The 16971-nt window shown below is 70.9% G+C and carries 13 protein-coding genes; 8 read left to right on the top strand and 5 right to left on the bottom strand.

Annotation, left to right across the window (positions count from 1 at the left end; genetic code table 11):
• Window positions 1–83: 83 nt before the first annotated feature.
• Both KBZ08_RS14940 and KBZ08_RS14945 read right to left on the bottom strand, forming a co-directional pair.
• Complete coding sequence (locus KBZ08_RS14940; protein WP_254973969.1) at window positions 84–3524, bottom strand: EAL domain-containing protein; 3441 nt, start codon at window positions 3522–3524, stop codon at window positions 84–86.
• 198 nt (window positions 3525–3722) lie between these two features.
• Window positions 3723–4427 (bottom strand): trans-aconitate 2-methyltransferase, encoded by a 705-nt coding sequence (locus tag KBZ08_RS14945; protein WP_254973971.1) that lies wholly within the window; start codon window positions 4425–4427, stop codon window positions 3723–3725.
• Between the two features lie 67 nt (window positions 4428–4494).
• Here KBZ08_RS14945 and KBZ08_RS14950 point away from each other — a divergent pair, with 67 nt between their 5' ends.
• Window positions 4495–7320, top strand: a complete 2826-nt coding sequence (locus tag KBZ08_RS14950; protein WP_254973973.1) for a cyclic nucleotide-binding domain-containing protein — start codon at window positions 4495–4497, stop codon at window positions 7318–7320.
• 37 nt (window positions 7321–7357) lie between these two features.
• The gene (locus KBZ08_RS14955) at window positions 7358–8074 is read left to right on the top strand and encodes a TrkA family potassium uptake protein (RefSeq protein WP_106222779.1); all 717 of its coding nucleotides are present in this window, start codon (window positions 7358–7360) and stop codon (window positions 8072–8074) included.
• On the opposite strand, the gene KBZ08_RS14960 is transcribed toward KBZ08_RS14955, so the two are convergent.
• Entirely contained in the window at window positions 8031–9665 is a 1635-nt protein-coding gene (locus KBZ08_RS14960) for a sodium:proton antiporter (protein ID WP_254973974.1), read from the bottom strand. The two genes, KBZ08_RS14955 and KBZ08_RS14960, sit on opposite strands and share 44 nt — an antisense overlap.
• 249 nt (window positions 9666–9914) lie before the next feature.
• Here KBZ08_RS14960 and KBZ08_RS16415 point away from each other — a divergent pair, with 249 nt between their 5' ends.
• The gene (locus tag KBZ08_RS16415; RefSeq protein WP_315861266.1) at window positions 9915–11435 is read left to right on the top strand and encodes an amidase; all 1521 of its coding nucleotides are present in this window, start codon (window positions 9915–9917) and stop codon (window positions 11433–11435) included.
• Window positions 11436–11465: 30 nt separating this feature from the next.
• The gene (gene mtnA, locus KBZ08_RS14970) at window positions 11466–12578 is read left to right on the top strand and encodes an S-methyl-5-thioribose-1-phosphate isomerase (protein ID WP_254973976.1); all 1113 of its coding nucleotides are present in this window, start codon (window positions 11466–11468) and stop codon (window positions 12576–12578) included.
• A gap of 33 nt (window positions 12579–12611) precedes the next feature.
• On the opposite strand, the gene KBZ08_RS14975 is transcribed toward mtnA, so the two are convergent.
• Both KBZ08_RS14975 and KBZ08_RS14980 read right to left on the bottom strand, forming a co-directional pair.
• Window positions 12612–13031, bottom strand: coding sequence for a cytochrome c oxidase assembly factor Coa1 family protein (locus tag KBZ08_RS14975; RefSeq protein WP_254973977.1), 420 nt, complete (start codon window positions 13029–13031; stop codon window positions 12612–12614).
• A gap of 23 nt (window positions 13032–13054) precedes the next feature.
• Window positions 13055–13483, bottom strand: a complete 429-nt coding sequence (locus tag KBZ08_RS14980) for a hypothetical protein (RefSeq protein ID WP_106222777.1) — start codon at window positions 13481–13483, stop codon at window positions 13055–13057.
• 128 nt (window positions 13484–13611) lie between these two features.
• On the opposite strand from KBZ08_RS14980, the gene KBZ08_RS14985 reads away from it, so the two are divergent.
• From KBZ08_RS14985 to KBZ08_RS15000, 4 genes are read left to right on the top strand one after another with little or no spacing between them, the layout of a single operon-like run.
• Complete coding sequence (locus tag KBZ08_RS14985) at window positions 13612–14661, top strand: sulfurtransferase (protein WP_219904486.1); 1050 nt, start codon at window positions 13612–13614, stop codon at window positions 14659–14661.
• Between the two features lie 30 nt (window positions 14662–14691).
• Window positions 14692–14832, top strand: coding sequence for a hypothetical protein (locus KBZ08_RS14990; RefSeq protein WP_181280208.1), 141 nt, complete (start codon window positions 14692–14694; stop codon window positions 14830–14832).
• Window positions 14829–15962 (top strand): YeeE/YedE thiosulfate transporter family protein, encoded by a 1134-nt coding sequence (locus tag KBZ08_RS14995; protein ID WP_254973980.1) that lies wholly within the window; start codon window positions 14829–14831, stop codon window positions 15960–15962. The genes KBZ08_RS14990 and KBZ08_RS14995 overlap by 4 nt, the downstream gene beginning before the upstream one ends.
• A 21-nt stretch (window positions 15963–15983) precedes the next feature.
• Complete coding sequence (locus KBZ08_RS15000; RefSeq protein ID WP_254973982.1) at window positions 15984–16967, top strand: class I SAM-dependent methyltransferase; 984 nt, start codon at window positions 15984–15986, stop codon at window positions 16965–16967.
• The last annotated feature ends 4 nt before the right edge of the window (window positions 16968–16971 follow it).

Below are 16971 nucleotides of genomic sequence, written 5' to 3' on the forward strand. Positions count from 1 at the left end.
TGCCCTGCTCGAGCCTTCGGCTGTCCTGCCGCACGGGCTGGTTGGCAAGCCCCTATGGAGGCCATCGCTGAAGGAGGCCTACCTCACAGGGGCAGCTGCCGGAAAGCCTCGCTGGACATGGGCCTGCCGATCCAGTAGCCCTGGATTTCGTCGCAGCCGGCCCGGCGCAGCAGCTCCATCTGCTCGGGGGTCTCCACCCCTTCGGCGATCGTGCGCAGGCCCAGGGTGCGGGCCAGGTTGATGATCGTCAGCACGATGGCGTGGTCGTCGCGGTCGGTGGCAAGCCCACGCACGAACGACTGGTCGATCTTGAGCTTATGGGCGCGGATCCGCTTGAGATAGCTCAGCGATGAGTAGCCGGTGCCGAAGTCGTCGATGGCGATCTGGATTCCTTCGTGGTACAGGCGATCCATCAACAGCAGGGCTTTTTCGGGGTCATCCAGTGTCACCGACTCGGTGAGCTCCAGTTCCAGCCGCGCAGGGGGCAGCTGTTCTTCGGCCAGGATGGTGAGAATCCGACCGGCCAGATCGCTGTTACGGAATTGAACCGCCGAGATGTTCACCGACACCGTCAGCGGCGGCGCCCCATCCTGTCCTGCGGGCCGGACCCACGTGCCGGCATCCCGCAGGGCCTGGCGAAGCACCCAGTCGCCGATGGGAATGACCAGGCCGTTGGCCTCGGCGACGGCAATGAATTCCCCCGGAGACACCGAACCCAGTTCCGCCGAATCCCAGCGCAGCAGAGCCTCGGCACCGATGATCCGGTTGGTGACCAGCTCCACCTGGGGCTGGTAGAGCAGCTTGAACTCGTTGCCTTTCAGGGCCTTGTGCAAGGCGTTGGAAAGGCGCAGGTGACGGGAGATCCGCTCCTGCACGCTGGGGGTGAAGAACTGGAAACCGTTGCGGCTGCCCTCCTTCACCTGGTGCATGGCCGCATCGGCATGGCTCATCAAGGTGGCCATCGTGCTGCCGTCCTCCGGGTAGAGGGCGATGCCGATGGACGCCGTCGTGAAGAGGGTCTCGCCATGGACCCGACAGGGTGACGCCACCGTCTTCAGCAGGCGTCGCACCAGTGCCAGGGCGCCATCGGCGTCGGTGTCCGGCAGCAGCAGCAGGAATTCATCCCCTCCGGAGCGCGAGAGGGTGTCCCCGGGGCGCAGTTCCCCCTCCAGGCGCCGCGCCACCTCCACCAGCAACTGGTCGCCGACGGCATGGCCAAGGCTGTCGTTGACGGTCTGGAAGTGATCCAGGTTGAGGTTGAGCAGCGCCAGACGACCTCCCTGCTTCTGGGCCAGCATCAGGGCATGGCGAAAGCGGTCCCGCAGCATCACCCGGTTGGCCAGGCCGGTCAGCTGGTCGGAGTACGCCAGCCGCTTGATCTGTTCGTTCGCAAACCGGCGCTCGGTGATGTCGCGGGAGACGCCATGCATCTCGATACGCCCTGTACTGATATTGCGGATCAGCTTGGTCACCACCTCCGTCCACACGCTGGACCCGTCCTTGCAGGGCTGCTCCACCTCATCCACCGACACGATCTCGCTGCTCCGGAGACCCTGTCTGAATTCCTCCAGCTCAGAGCGGATCTGCTCCTCCATGCGCTGCCCGCTCCCCGGCTGCAGGGAGTCGGCGAACGGCCGGGCGATCACCTCGTCCGGCGTGTAGCCCCGCATCCGCTTCACGGAGGGGCTCACATACAGGTAACGCATGGTCACCGGATCGAGGGTCCAGATCACGTCGTGGACCGACTCCGTGAGTTCCCGGTACTTCGCTTCACTGGCCGCCATCTCCTGCTCGAGTCGGCGGCGCATCGCCAGGGCGTTCAGCCGGCTGAGGGTCAGGTCGATGTCCCGCACCATCTCCACCAGGAGTTGCTGGCTCTGCTCATCGAAGGCGTTGCAATCGGGGTGGTAGATCGCCAGCCCACCGACCACGACACCCTCGCGGAGCAGAGGCAGGGCGGCGGCCGATCCCCAGCCGTAGAGGCGGGCGCGGTCATGCCAGGGGGCCAGGCTGGCATCGTTGAGAAAGTCCTGGCACCACTGGGGCCGGTTCTCCCGCATGGCGCGACCCAGGGGGCCTTGCCCGTGCGGGACGTCGGGATCGATGCTGATGTGCAGGTCGTCCAGGTACTCGGTGCCGGTGCCGGCCCAGGCCACCGCCCGCAACTCCCGGCCCACGGGATTGAGCAGCCCCGCCCAGGCCATCTTCATCTCGCCGTAGGTCACGGCGATCTCGCAGATCTCCTGCAGCAGCGCCGTGCCGTCCTCGAGGCGGGCCATCGCCTGGTTCGACCGGCTCAGGGCCGTGTAGAGCCGATTCAGTCGCTCGATCCGGCGGGCATCCTGCTTGCGGGCCGTGATGTCACGGCTGAGCACCAGGAAACGCGGCTGGCCCTGGGAGGGAAGGCTGCGTTGCGACACCGACAGCTCGAACCATGCCGGTCCGCTGGGCAGGGGCAATTGAATCTCCTTCCCATGGCTGAATCCCCTGCTGCCGGCCTCCGCCAGGGCCTCCTTCACGACGGCGGCGGCGGATTCCGGCAGCACCTCGCTCAGGGAGTGGTTCACCTGTTCCTCGGCGGGTCGTGTCAGCAGGTTGTGGCGCGAGCTGTGGACGTCCAGGATCTGCCCATCGGCGGAGATTTCGATCAGGGGGTCGGGGATGGCCTCGATCGTGCTGGTGAGAACATCGCGGGCCTCGGCCAGGTCGCGGGTGCGGCGGCGCACCTCCAGCTTCAGGCTGGCGCTCCACAGCGCGATCAGCCCCGCGGCGGCCGCCGTGGCCCCGAGCACCTGGAGTCCATGGCGGGCCAGCCAGCTGAAGCGGGGGTGGACGCCATCGCCCAGCCACTTGCGTTCCATGGCGGCTTCCTCGGCCGCGCTGATCCGATTGAAGCCTGCGATCACGGTGTCCCGCAGGGCGGTGTGGTCCTTGCGCACGGCCTCGTACATGGCCGAGGTGTAGATCGGCGGCGATTGCAGGAACTCCTCGCTCAGTCCCTCCCTGGCCAGGATGTAGTTGGCCGGCAGCTCATTCATGCAGAACACCGGCAGGCTTCCGGAGCTGGACGCCTCGATGAGGGCGCTGTAATCCGGGTAGATGCGGAAGGTGCGGTTGCCGGCCGCCTTGAGTTTTTCGATGCACACATCGCCGGCGCGGACCCCCACCTTGAAGGCCTTGCTGGTATCGAGATCAACGATTCCGCTCAGCCTGCGGTCGTAATAGAGGCGAACATCCACCTCCAGATAGGGTTGGGTGAAGGCGTAGATCTTCTCCCGGTCCCTGGTGCGGGCCATGGCGGCGATGACATCGGCGCGGCCGGCCTGGACAGCCTTCTGGGCCTCCAGCCAGTCCATCGCCTGCAACTCCACAGGGATTCCTGTGCGACGCTGCCAAAGATCCCAGCGATCCCTTGCCAGGCCCTGGATCCTGCCCTGGGGATCCACGAAGCTGATCGGCGGGAAGGCGTCGCTCACCACCACCCGCAGGGGCCGCTGAGCCTGGAGTTTGGCGCTGGCCGTCAACGGCACCGCCAGGCACGACAGCGCCAGCAGGTGCGTCCAGGATGAAACGCGGAACGAGGAACGGACCGGGGGAAGGACGAAACGATGAAAAAAAGACGTTGCGCCCCCTTGATCGCCCTCGGGCGAGTTCTTCTCCATTCAACCTACTCACCCCCCCGGCAGTCGTCAGGGCATTCCGCACCGCTTCGCTGCGAATCTTCAGAGCGGCCTGAGCACCGCCAGGGCCTCGGCCCGGTGCTGGCCCTGCCAGGCCCACTGCCACCGCCAGCCCGCCGCCTCCGCCTCCCGCACGATCGCCTCCGGGTCGGCTGGATGGTCCCACTGGCTCAGGTGTTCGATCACCTCCTCCTGGCGCTCCGGCTCCAGCGGGCTCCAGCCGTGCACGCGGGCGCAGTAGCGGCCCACGTAGGTGTCACGGTCCTCCCCCGGCGCGCGGAACACATCGGCCCAGAGCAGCAGGCCCCCCCGGGCGATGTGACGCCGGCAGCCCCGCAGGAAGCGGCCCTTGTCCGGCTCCTGCAGGTGGTGCACGGCGAAGCTGCTGAAGATCAGATCCACCGGCGGCCCCTCCGGCTCCGCCTCGGCCCAGGCCAGCAGATCCCCCTCCAGGAAGCGGCTGGGGTAGGGCACCGCCCCGAGGGCCTCGGCGGCCAGGGGCAGCACCGCCCCGTTCAGGTCCAGGGCCGTGAATGAGGCCAGCGGCAGGCGCCGCAGCAGCGGCGGCAGCAGGGAAAGGTCGCCGCAGCCCAGGTCCACCGCGTGGGGGGGCGGCTCCGCGGGCCCGCGCTGCGCCAGCCAGCCGTCGATGGTTCGCGTGATGGCGGCGGTGAGGGCCCCGTGCTCCATCAGGTCGTGCTCCAGCACCCGGCGGTAGGTGCTCCAGTGGCGGGAGAAGAACGTCATGGCAGCGATTCTGGCGGCCCCGTCGCCTCCGGCACCGCCACCCCGTCAGCTTTCGGAGGCCATCGCTATGGTCAGCGCCACTTCGGCGCGGCGGCGCGAGTCAGCAGTGACGGAACGGCGGATGCATCTGGTGCGCTGGGCGCTCACCACCGGCTGGATCCTGATCATCCTCTCGCTGCTCTACGACCCGTTCACGCCCCGGTTCACCGCGCCCGACCACCCCTGGAGCCCCCTGCGGCTGCCGGAGGCCTGCGTGACGGTGCAGGGCAGCTGTCTGAGCGAGACCCCCTACCCCCTGGGCACCACCCTGTTCTGGGGCCTGGTGGTGCCCTCGGGCATCTTCATCCTGCTGGTGTTCGGCCATGAGCTGTGGCGGCGCATCTGCCCGCTCTCCTTCCTCTCCCAGATCCCCCGCGCCCTGGGGCTGCAGCGCCAGATTGCCCGGGTGAACCCCAAGACCGGCGAGAAGCGTCTGCAGCTGGCCAAGGTGCCGGCCGATTCCTGGCTGGGCAAGCACTACTCCCGGCTGCAGTTCGGCTGGCTGTTCGTTGGCCTCTGCGGCCGCATCCTCTTCTTCAACGCCGACCGCCTGGTGCTGTTCGCCTGGCTGGCCTTCACCATCGCCTGTGCCATCGCCGTCGGCTGGCTCTACGGCGGCAAGAGCTGGTGCCAGTACTTCTGCCCGATGGCACCGGTGCAGAGCGTCTTCTCCACCCCCACCGGCCTGCTGGGCAGCCGGGCCCACATGGCCAGCACGCCGATCACCCAGTCGATGTGCCGCACCGTCCAGCCCGACGGCAGCGAGCAGAGCGCCTGCGTGGCCTGCCAGCAGCCCTGCATCGACATCGACGCCGAGCGCCTCTACTGGGCCCGGCTGCCCAGCCCCGCCTTCGCCTTCGAGCGCTACGGCTACGTGGGCCTGGTGTTCGGCTACTTCGTCTATTACTACGTCTACGCCGGCAACTGGGACTACTACTTCTCCGGCGTCTGGCTGCGCCAGGAGGACCAGCTGGCCCAGCTGCTGCGGCCAGGCTTCTATCTCTTCGGCCAGCCGATCGATGTGCCCAAGCTGGTGGCGGTGCCCCTGTTCCTGGGGCTGTGCACCTGGCTGGGCACCCTCGCCGGCCGGGCGATCGAATCGGCCCTGCGGACCCGGGTGCGGCGCCGCGGCGCCGAGCCCGACCGGGACCGGATCCGCCACCGGGTGTTCGTGGTGGCCACTTTCCTGGTGTTCAACTTCTTCTTCCTGTTCGCCGGCCGGCCGCTGCTGCTGCTGGCGCCGGCCTGGCTCCAGTACCTGTTCGACGTGACCCTGGTGGCCGTCAGCACCCTGTGGCTCTACCGCGCCTGGAACCGCTCCCCCGACCTCTACGGCCGCGAGAACCTGGCCGAGCGCTTCCGCAAGCAGCTCACCCGCATGGACCTCGATGTGGGCCGCTACCTCGACGGCCGCTCCCTGGCCGACCTGGGCACCGAGGAGGTGTACGTGCTGGCCAAGGTGCTGCCGGGCTTCACCGGCCAGAAGCGGCTCGAGGCCTACAAGGGCGTGGTGCGCGAAGCCCTGGAGGAGGGCTTCGTCAACGCCGCCAGCAGCCTGGAGGTGCTCAAGCAGATGCGCCTCTCCCTCGGCATCAGCGACGGCGAGCACCGCCAGGTGCTCGACGAACTCGGCGTGGAGGATCCCGGCCTGCTGGATCCCGACAGCCGCCGCAGCCTGGAGGACCAGATCCGCCTCAGCGGCTACCGCAAGTCGCTGGAGCGGCTGATGCTGGTGCAGCGCCTCGGCAGCGGCCCGGTGGCGGGCGGCCCCGACGGCGCCGCCCTGCAGGCCCTTCGGCGCGAATACGGCATCTCCTCGCGCGAGGAGGAGCAGGTGCTCGACGACCTCTCCCCCGCCGCGGCGGCGACCCACAAGGTGGAGCGGCTGCTGGAGCGGCTGCCCGCCCTCACCGACGGCTACCGGGCCCTGCACCAGAGTGCCCTGCGCCACCAGTCCGCCGTGCTGGCCCTGCTCGACGACCGGCTGCAGCTGCGCAAGGAGCTGACCCTGCGGGCGATCCTCGACGGCCTGGCCACCCTCCAGGAGGATCCGGCGGTGCCGGCCCTGGTGCAGCGCCTCCAGGCCATCGCCCCCCTGGAGCTGCCGGAACTGCTGCGCCGGGAGGGCTGGGAGCGCCGCCTGCCGCCGTCCGTCGCAGGCACCCTGTCCCACCCCGGTGGCGAGGCCCCCTCCTGTTCCCTGGAGGTGCCCGTCGGGGAGACCCTTGGCTTCCTGGCCAGCCTGGCCGCCGATGCCAGCCCCACCCTCGCCTCCGCCGCCCTGTTCCTGACGGCCTGCCTTGACGCCGAGCGGGCCCGGGCCATGGCCGCCGAGCGGGGCGGTCCCGGCGCCCCGGCACTGCTGCGCCAGACCGCCCGCACCGTCGAGGGCCTCAGCGGCCCCCCTGAGCTGCGGGGGTTTCCGGAGCTGGAGAAGCGGGTGTTCCTGGCCACCAGCGACTTCTTCCGCCGCAGCGACGCCGACACCCTCGATGCCCTGGCCTCCCAGGCCGATGTGCGCGCCTTCGCCAAGGGCGAGCTGATCACCGAGGCGGGTGACACCTGCCGGGAACTGCTGCTGCTGATCGAGGGCCGGGCCCGGGTCCTGCACCGGGACGGGCAGCGCACCTGGGTGGAGGACCTCCAGCCCGGCCGGGTGCTCGACGAGCTCCAGGTGCTCACCCACAGCGCCTCGGAGAGCACGATCGTGGCCGAGGCCGACGGCACCCGCCTGCTGGCGGTGCCGGTGGATTCCTTCGATGCGGTGCTGGAGCGCGACCCCGACTTCGCCCGCCGGGTGCTGGAACTGGAGAGCGGCCAGCTGCAGCGGCTGATGCGGGCGGGAGTCTCCTGAGTCCGGAGTCCCCGGCGCCGTTGGTACCATCACGCCCATGTACGTGCTGATCGGCGGGGCGGGAATGATGGGGCTGGGCCTGGCCCGCCAGCTCCTTCAGCTCGGCCACACCATCGCGATCATCGACATCGATCCGCTGGCCTGCAGCTTCGCCCGCGAGAAGATCGGCGTGATGGCCTTCGAGGGCAGCGCCGTCAGCTCCACCGTGCTGATCGAAGCCGGCATCCGCAAGGCGGATGCGGTGGTGGCCGCCCTGCGGGACGATGCCCTCAACCTGGCCCTGATCACCCTGTCACGCAGCTACGGCAGTTCCCACATCGTGGCGCGCATGCGCGATCGCGAGTTCCTCCAGGCCTACCGCCTGGCGGGAGCCAGCCACATCATCAGCACCATCGATCTGGCGGTGGCGACGATGGCGAATGCGATCGAATATCCCGATGTGGAATCGATGATGCACTTCGAGCAGGGCCAGGTGAAGGTGCTCAAGCTGCCGGTCCCCGCCGATTGTTCCGTGGCCGGCCGCAGCGTCGCCGCGATCGCCCAGGATCCCCGTTTCCCGAGCGGCTCCCTGATCATCGGCTACCAGCTCAATCCCGAGGCCAGCGTTGAGATCCCCAACGGCAACACCGTGCTCCAGGCGGGATCCACGATCCTGGTGGTCACCAGGCCGGAGTTCGTGCACCCGCTGATCGACTATCTCGGCCTCAGCGCTAGTCGTCGTCCAGCGCTAGAAGTTTCTCATCCAAATCTCTGACGAAGGGCTGCACGAGATCGTCCGGCACGATGCGTTTACGGAGCGCCTCCATCAGGGCCCCCTTCTCGGCCAGGAGCAGGCGTCTCCGGATCGCCTCCAGCGGTCGGGCCCCGGGCTGATCAGGGCCGGAGCGCCCCTCGCTGTAGGCCTCCCGCAGCACCCGTTCGGACGCCGCCACCCGCGCCTGGTAGGAGGCCCACAGTTCCTCGTAGGCGGTCTTCGGCAGCACCCCGGACTTCAGCAGCCGGTCGAGTTCCTCCTGGGCCGCCTTGGAGGCGATCAGCTGGATCTGCAGCCTGCCGATTTCAGCGCCGACCGGTGACACCTGGGCGATGTTCAGGCGTCCGATCAGCCAGGGCAGCGCCAGCGCCTGGATCACCAGGGAGAACAGCACCGCGCCGAACACCAGCTCGATGATGCCGCTCCGGCCGGCCAGCGACAGGGGAATCGCCACCGCCATCGCCATCGAGAGCGAGCCTTTGATGTTGCCCAGCACCAGCACGTGCTGCCAGCGCAGGGGGATCGGTCGATCGAAGCGACGCAGCAGCGCCAGCAGCCCGTACACCGTGAGCACCCGCGCCAGCTGGTAGGCCAGCACCACCAGGGCGATCGCCGGCAGCGACGTCCACAGGGTCAGGGGGTTGATCTCGAGGCCGATCAGCAGGAACAGGAAGGTGTTGACGATGAATCCGGCGTACTCCCAGAAATTCAGCACGGTGAGCCGGTCGGTGGCCGTGTCGCTGCGTGGCAGGCCCTGGTTGCCGAAGACGAGCCCGGCGATCACCACCGCCACCGCACCGGAGACCCCCAGAAACTGGCCGAACTGAAACGTCCCCAGGGCCAGGGGCACCGTGAGCAGCAGCGAGCTGAGGGGGTCGTGGAGGCGCAGGAACACCGGCAGGCACAGGTAGCCCAGGACGCCACCCACCAGCACCCCACCCACCGCCACCACCACCATCTCCCGCAGCCCCTGCGCCACCGTGATCGAGCCCGAGGCATGGATCAGCAGCAGCAGGTTGAAGCTGACCAGGGCGGCCGCATCGTTGAACAGGGTCTCGCCCTCCACGATCGTCGTCAGCCGCGCGGGCACCCGGATCTCCTTGAAGACCGCGATCATCGACACCGTGTCGGTGTTGGCCAGGATCACCCCCACCAGCAGGGCAGGGATCCAGGGGAGCCCCAGCACCAGATGCACCAGCAGCGCGATCACCCCCGAGGCGACCAGGGAGCCCGGCCCCGCCAGCAGCGCGATCGGCTTGAAGGTGCTGCGCAGCCGGCTGATGTCGGTGTTGATCGCCGCCTCGAAGATCAGGATCGGCAGGAAGAGATTGAGCACCAGCGAGGGATCGAGCCCGATCCGTCGCGAGAACACCTCGGTGAACGGCAGGCCCGCCAGCACCAGGCCGGTCACGTAGGGCAGCCGCAGCCGCTGGGCGATCAGGGCCACCGCCGTCGCCAGCAGCAGCAGCACGATCGAAAGGCTCACCAGTTCGGGGATGCCACCGGCCGTCGTTCCGGCCGTCGGTCCGGCGCTGGCGCCGCCGCCCGCCACCGTCGCCATGGCCAGCCCCATCTCGTTCAAGTCGGCCACCGCGGGGTTGGGGTCTTCGGTCCGCTCAGTTCGATCGCGGAGCCCCATTATTGGCTCAGGTGGCCACCCTGGGCCGCCCTGGACGGGGCGGACGGGCCGTTGCGATGCTGGGCAGGCGCTGGGGGCGGCAGGCTCTTGCCCAGGGGGATCAATGCGGGTGGTATCGGGTGTGCCATCGCCCTGACGGCGCTGCTCTCCCCTGCATGGGCGGAGGCTCCGGCGGTGGGGCGGGAGGCCGAGCCGCCTTGCGTGGCCCGGATCGCCGCCGTGCAGCGGGAGATCCTGGGCCGCAACCTGGCCACCGGCTCCGGGCCGCCCCTCAACGCCTTCCAGCAGCTCAATCCCTACGCCCTCGAACAGGCCGCCGCCCTCGACCGCGCCCGGGCGGCGGGCGCCCCCGCCGGCCCCCTCGACTGCCTGCCGCTGGCGGTGAAGGACAATTTCGCCACCGCCGACCAGCCGATGACGGCCGGGTCGCTGGCGCTGCTGGGCAACCAGCCGGCGGCCGATGCCGAGGCGGTGGCCAGGCTGCGGGCCGCCGGGGCGATCGTGGTCGGCACCACCACCATGGACGAGTTCGCCTTCGGCATCCGCGGGCTGTCGGGGGCGGCGGGCCGGGTGGGCAACGCCTACGACCCCTGGCTCAGCCCGGGGGGCTCCTCCTCCGGTTCCGCCGTGGCGGTGGCGGCGGGGTTCGTGCCCCTGGCCCTGGGCAGCGACAACTGCGGCTCCCTGCGCCTGCCGGGCGTCTACAACGGCGCCGTGACGCTGCGACCCACCCAGGGGCGCTTCTCCAGCGCCGGCCTGTTGCCGTTGGGTTTCGTCAACGGCACCCCGGGGCTGATCGCCCGGGACCTGGACCTGCTGGCCCGGGGCCTGGCGGTGCTCGATCCCACCTGGCGGCCTGGGCGGGCGGCGGCCCCGCCGGACCTGCGCGGCCGGCGCCTGGCGGTGCTGGCCCGGGCCGGCGACCAGGACCTGGCACCCACCACCGCAGCGGCGGCGACGGCTCTGCGGCAGGCCGTGGCGCTGCTGCGGGCGGCCGGAGCGGAGGTGGTCGAGGCGCTGGTGGTGCCGGGGCTCGACACCCGGCTCGGTGCGGACTTCGTCAAGGGCTCGGGGCGCCGCATCGATGCCCAGCTGGCCCGCTACCCCGGCAGCCGGCGCAACTGGGACGACATCTGCGGCTCCGGCCGCCTGCCGCCGGAGTGGACCCCGGCCGAATGCCGTGGGCTGATGGCCAGCGATCCGGCGGCGGAGGCGCGGGCGCGCCGGCGGATGGACGCCAACCGCCGGCGGCTGGAGCAGGCCCTGGTGGCCGGGCGCCTCGATGCTCTGCTGCTGCTGAGCGACCGTCGCGGCGGCGCCCAGCGCGAGCCCTCCCCCGCCATCACCTGCATGGTGAGCAGCACCAGCGGCCTGCCGGCGGTGGCGCTGCCGGTGGGCATCGATGGCCGCGGCCTGCCGGTGGGCCTGGAGATCCTCGGCGCCGGCGGCCGGGACGAGGATCTGATCGCCATCGCCGCGGTGCTGGAGGCCCGCCGCGGGCCGCTGCCGCCGCCCCGACCGGTGGCGCCCCTGGCGTCCCCCCTGGATCTGGCCGGCCACAACCGGCTGGTGCCGCTGCTGGGCTGGAACGCCTGGCGCAGCCGCCGCGGCGAGGCCCTCGGGGATCTCGAGCCCGGCCGCTTCCGGCGCCTCACCGACACCCTGCTGCGCCGGCCCGGTGATGGCGGAAAATCAACACCGGCGCCCCCTGCGTCCCCATGACCCCCGGGTCCCCATGACCCCTTCTTCCTGATGAACATCGACGGCAGGCCCTGGCGCACCATCTGGCTGGAGGAGGGCGGGCGCTCGGTGGGCGTCATCGACCAGACCCTGCTGCCGCACCGCTTCGTCACCCGCTCGCTCACCAGCGTCGAGGAGGCGGCCGAGGCGATCGTCACCATGGTGGTGCGGGGGGCTCCCCTGATCGGTGTCACCGGGGCCTACGGGCTGATGCTGGCCCTGCAGGCCGATCCCTCCGATGCCTCCCTGGCCGCGGCCTTCGCGCGCCTCGATGCCACCCGGCCCACCGCCATCAACCTGCGCTGGGCCCTGGAGCGGGTGCGGGCCGCCGTGCTGCCCCTGGCGCCGGAGCAGCGCGCCGGGGCGGCCGGGGCCGAGGCGGCCGCCATCGCCGAGGAGGACGTGGCCATGTGCGAGGCGATCGGCGACCACGGCCTGCGCCTGTTCCAGGAGATTGCCGCCCGCCGCCCTGAGGAGCGCCGCGGCCAGCCCCTGAACGTGCTCACCCACTGCAATGCCGGCTGGCTGGCCACGGTCGACTGGGGCACGGCCCTGGCGCCGATCTACAAGGCGCACCGCTCCGGCCTGCCGATCCACGTCTGGGTCGATGAGACCCGTCCCCGCAACCAGGGGGCCAGCCTGACGGCCTTCGAGCTGGGCCGCGAAGGGGTGCCCCACACCGTGATCGTCGACAACGCCGGCGGCCACCTGATGCAGCACGGCCAGGTGGATGCGGTGATCGTCGGCACCGACCGCACCACCCGCACGGGCGATGTCTGCAACAAGATCGGCACCTATCTCAAGGCCCTGGCCGCCCACGACAACGGCGTGCCGTTCTACGTGGCCCTGCCCGCCTCCACCATCGACTGGTCGATCGGCGACGGGGTGAAGGAGATCCCGATCGAGGCCCGCTCCCCCCTGGAGGTGACCCGCATCGCCGGCAAGCCCGCGGCCGGGGAGCCCACCAGCGTGCAACTGGTGCCCGACGGCAGCGACGGCTTCAACCCCGCCTTTGACGTCACCCCCGCCCGGCTGGTGACGGCCCTGATCACCGAGCGGGGCGTGGCGCCGGCCAGCGAGGAAGGGCTGCAGGCCCTCTATGCCGACCCGGTGGCCGCGGGCTGAGCCGCGGACCGCTGCCGCCACCAGGGGTTCGGTTCAGAGCGAGGGCCGCAGCAGGCTGATGGGTTCGCCAGGGCCATCCGGCCGGACCGTCAGGGTGGAGTAGGTCCAGCTGCCGGCCTTCTGGCGGGCCTCCACGTAGAGGGTGCCGCTGCTCCGGGATCCCTGCAGGGGAATGGCCAGCCGGGCCTCGCCCGTGCCACCCGAGAGGCTGACGTTGCCGGAGACGAGGAAGCCCCCCTGGATCGGTGTGCCCAGCCGGCCGATCACCACCGGATCCCGCTGGGCCCTGGCCAGGGCCTCCTTGTAGGGCGTGGTCGATTTGAGCAGCCCGAACACGAGGCTGACGATCAGCGCGATGAAGCCGGCCACGCCGGCCAGGCCGGTGAGGCAGCCGGCCGGTACCAGCCACTTCCAGTGACGGGCCCACCAGCTGGGGGCCGGTTGGCTGTCCATGGGGTGATTCTGGTCGTCGACCCTCAGAGCCCTTCGAAGCGGACGTTGAGGTTGAGCTGGTTGGGGCCGATGGCGGTGGCCTGCAGCACCAGGGCGGCGGCCTTGCCTGCGGCGGTGCCGTCCACCTTGGTACCCGCCGGGGGATCCAGCACCAGGTTGAAGCCCCAGGGGCCGACCACGGTGTTGACCGTGCGCTCGCTGTAGCCCTGCTTGGCGAGCGACGCCTTCACCTTGGCGAGCAGCTCGTCCGGCTTGCCGGGCAGCTGGGTATTGAGGCTGGTCTGGCCGATGGCGTTGGCGGCGAACAGGCTGGCGGCCGGCTTGGGCAACGGCAGCGCCAGGCCCTTGAGCAGCGATCCGGCCGGGGTGGCCAGGGCGGCCCCGCCGACCAGGGCGCCGGCTCCCACCAGCAGGGAGGTGGAGAGGGCCAGCAGACGGGGACGCCAGTTCATGGCCTGTTCATCACGGCAGCAGGGCAACCGTACCCCGATTCCGAAGGCACACCCCCCTGTGGTTCAACACACAGGGGCCCAGCCCCGCCATCGCCTAAACATCGGTACATCGGTCGTTGTTCCGTTCAATGTTTTCCCGGATCTCCCGTCCCAGCCGGCGCCTGTTCCTCTCGGTGGCGGCCGGTGCCGCCACCGCCCTGGCAGCCACCGGCTTCGCCTTCGCTGAAGCGCCGATCACCCGGGCTCTGGCCGCCGCCCCCTCCCAGGCCAGCGCCGCCTTCAGCACCCTGGCCGCCGGCGGCACCACGCTCCAGGTGCTCTCCCCTGAAGAGGCCGCCGCCGCCGCCCGTTCGGGCCGCTGGAAGGTGCTCGACGTCCGCCCGGTCCCGCCGCTCTCCTACGTCGGCGGCCACATTCCCGGAGCCGTCCATCTCTCCGAGCAGGCCTTCCGGGGCCCCAACGGCCGTCTGCCGTTCCAGATCTGGACTCCCACCAAGCTGGCGGGCCTCCTGAGCCAGGCGGGCATCTCCAACCGGGATTCGGTGCTCGTCTACTCCGACGGCAATGACGTCCTCGGCACCGCTCTGGTCGCCTACATCCTGGAGAAGAGCGGCGTGCGCCAGGTGGCGATCGTCGATGGTGGCCTCAGCGGCTACAAGGCGGCCGGCCAGAGCACCACCAAGGCCTTCCCCAGCTTCCAGGCCGGCAGCTTCCGTCCCACCACGGTCCAGGGACTGGCCATCACGCTCGATGAGCTGAAGCCCCTGATCGGACGCAAGGACGTGGTGATCATCGACCCCCGTCCCAAGGCCCAGTTCGAGGGCACCGACCAGACCTTCATTCGCAACGGTCACATCCCCGGGGCCCGGAACATCCCCTGGCAGTCATTCACCGAAGCGAACAACGCCGATGCGTCCAAGAAGAATGCCCACAAGCTGAAATCCCTCGAAGAGATCCGGGCCCTCCTCGTCAGCCGCGGCATCACTCCCGACAAGAAGATCATCGTCTCCTGCAGCACCGGCCGGGAGGCCAGCCTGCAGTTTCTGGCTCTCCGGCATCTCCTCAAGTACCCCAACGTGCGGATCTATGAGGGCTCCTGGACCGAATACAGCGCCACCAATCTGCCGATCGCCGTGGGGCCCGAGGGCAGCCCGGCCCAGCAGGTGAGTCTGCGCTGATCCCCACGTCCGTTTCCCCTTCCCGCCGCCATGGCCAAGACCCTCTCCCGCGCCCGTGTCTGGGTGCTGGCCAGCCTGTTGCCGCTGCTGTTGCTCACCCCGGCCATCGCCCTGGCCTGCGACACCGGCGCCGACAGCTCACCCCCCGCCGCCCGGACGAAGAAGCGTTGAAACAGCCGCTTTCCCCGGCGCTGGCCGTGGCCCCCGCCGTGGCGGTGGCTGCGGCCCTGGCGATCCGGCAGCCGTCCTCGGCCCTGGTCTGGGGGCTGGGCTGCGGCCTCGGCCATGTCCTGGTCCGCTCCCGCTTCGGCTTCGCCTCCGGCTACCGCCGGTTGCTGCAGCGGCGGGATGCGGGATCGGTCTTCGCCCAGCTGCTGCTGGCGGCGCTGCTGGTGATGGCCATGGCCCTGGTGCTCGCCGCCGAGCCCCTCACCGGCCTGCGGCCGAAGCTGCTGGCGACTCCCCTCTCCCTGCCGTTCCTGGCGGGGGCCTTCCTGTTCGGCATCGGTATGGAGCGGGCCCGGGCCTGCGGCTGCGGCACCCTGGCGGCCACCTCCCGCGGCGGCGCCGGCGTGCTGGCCGCCCTGGTCGGGCTGGTCGCCGGTGCCTTCCTCGGCACCCTGCACGCCCCCCAGCTGGCGGCCCTGCCCCTGCCGCGCCTGCCGTCCCCGGTCAGCCTCGACTGGTTCGGCCTGCTGGGCGCCCTGACCTTCCAGCTCGCGTTCATCGCCGTCCTCACCCTGGTGCTGTCGCGCTGGAGCGGTCAGGTGCCGTGGCATGGCGAGGGCCGCGGCCCCTACGGCGGCGCCATCGCCGTCGCCCTGCTGGCCACGGGTCTGCTGCTGGTGACGGCCGAGCCATGGAAGGTGCTCTGGGGCCTGGCCCTCAGTGGCGCCCACGCCGCCCAGGCCCTGGGCTGGGATCCCGGCGGCAGCCTGTTCTGGTCCAGCCCCCGGGGCCAGGCCCTGCTGACGGGACCGGAGGCCTGGCTGTTCAACGACGCCGTGCTCGTCGATCTGGGCCTGCTCTACGGCGCCGTCGCCACCGCCATCGGGCAGGGCCGCTTCCGCTGGCGCGGCGAGCGGCTGGAACGCCTGCCGGACCTGGCCCGGCGCGGTTTCGGTGGCCTGCTGATGGGCTACGGGGGCCTGCTGGCGTCGGGGTGCAACGTCAATGCCTTCCTGGGCGGAGTGATGAGCTTCAGCCTGCACGGCTGGATCTGGCTGGGTGCGGCCCTGGCGGGCTTCGCCGCCTCGCTGCGGTTGCGCCCGGCTCCGGGCCCCGCAGCGCCGTCAGACTGAGTCGCCGCCGCTCCGCCGTCCATGGCCCAGGCCCAGCCCGTCGCTCCGGCCCTGACCCCCGCCTCCCCGGCCCCGCCCCCCAACTGGGTGGCCTCGCGCCATCCCCTCGGCTGGCTGATCGACCGGCTGCTGGCCGTCGAGCCGCTGCGGCGCCTGCTGTTTCTCCAGGCCCGCCAGCTGATCATCCGCACCGCCGAGCGCCGCGGCATCGCCTGGCGGGCCCGGCGCGAGGAGCTGGTGCGGCAGGCCGAGCCGCTGCTGGCCAGCAGCACCGAGGCGGCCACCCAGGCGCCGCCCTACTACCGGGCCCGCTTCCACGCCTACCAGGAGGGCAACCTCTGCTGGGCGGCGGCCGGCGAGGCGGAGCAGGCCACCGATGCCATGGCCCTGCGGGTGTGGCCGGGGGAGACGCTCGAGCCCCAGGAGGCCCAGCGCCGGCTGAGGGACGCGATCTTCGCGGCGATCGCGCCCAGCCTTACCGGGCCGGTGCGCACCGCCCTCGACATCGGCTGCTCGGTGGGCGTCGGCACCCTGGCCCTCAAGGACTGGCTGGACCGGCGTGAGGGCACCGATGTGGCCGTCGAAGGGCTCGATCTCTCCCCCCAGATGCTGGCGGTGGCGCGGGTCCGCGATCCAGAGGGGCGGATCCGCCGCTGGCACCACGCCGCCGCCGAGGCCAGCGGCCTGACGGCGGCCAGCGTCGATCTGATCACCCTGCAGTTCGTCTGCCACGAGCTGCCGGCCGACGCCACCCGGGCGGTGCTGCGGGAGACGGCCCGGCTGCTGCGGCCCGGTGGGGTGGTGGCCCTGGTGGATCAGGACCCCGATTCGGCCGTGATCCGCCGCCTGCCGGCGCCGATCGCCACCCTGCTCAAGAGCACCGAGCCCTACCTGGAGGAGTACTTCAGCCTCGATCTGCCCCGGGCCCTGGAGCAGGCCGGCTTCGGCAACGTGCGCCGGCAGGCCTGTGACCCGCGCCATCGGGTGCTGGTGGCCGTGCGCTGAGGAG

Origin of the sequence: Cyanobium sp. Candia 9D4, from assembly GCF_024346155.1 — a bacterium.
Classification (GTDB): domain Bacteria; phylum Cyanobacteriota; class Cyanobacteriia; order PCC-6307; family Cyanobiaceae; genus Cyanobium; species Cyanobium minutissimum.

Excerpts from the sequence above, each read along its gene's own strand:
- KBZ08_RS14945 (WP_254973971.1), bottom strand. The coding sequence starts at position 4,427 with ATGACGTTCTTCTCCCGCCACTGGAGCACCTACCGCCGGGTGCTGGAG.
- KBZ08_RS14950 (WP_254973973.1), top strand. The coding sequence starts at position 4,495 with ATGGTCAGCGCCACTTCGGCGCGGCGGCGCGAGTCAGCAGTGACGGAA.
- KBZ08_RS14955 (WP_106222779.1), top strand. The coding sequence starts at position 7,358 with ATGTACGTGCTGATCGGCGGGGCGGGAATGATGGGGCTGGGCCTGGCC.
- mtnA (WP_254973976.1), top strand. The coding sequence starts at position 11,466 with ATGAACATCGACGGCAGGCCCTGGCGCACCATCTGGCTGGAGGAGGGC.
- KBZ08_RS14975 (WP_254973977.1), bottom strand. The coding sequence starts at position 13,031 with ATGGACAGCCAACCGGCCCCCAGCTGGTGGGCCCGTCACTGGAAGTGG.
- KBZ08_RS14980 (WP_106222777.1), bottom strand. The coding sequence starts at position 13,483 with ATGAACTGGCGTCCCCGTCTGCTGGCCCTCTCCACCTCCCTGCTGGTG.
- KBZ08_RS14985 (WP_219904486.1), top strand. The coding sequence starts at position 13,612 with ATGTTTTCCCGGATCTCCCGTCCCAGCCGGCGCCTGTTCCTCTCGGTG.
- KBZ08_RS14990 (WP_181280208.1), top strand. The coding sequence starts at position 14,692 with ATGGCCAAGACCCTCTCCCGCGCCCGTGTCTGGGTGCTGGCCAGCCTG.
- KBZ08_RS15000 (WP_254973982.1), top strand. The coding sequence starts at position 15,984 with ATGGCCCAGGCCCAGCCCGTCGCTCCGGCCCTGACCCCCGCCTCCCCG.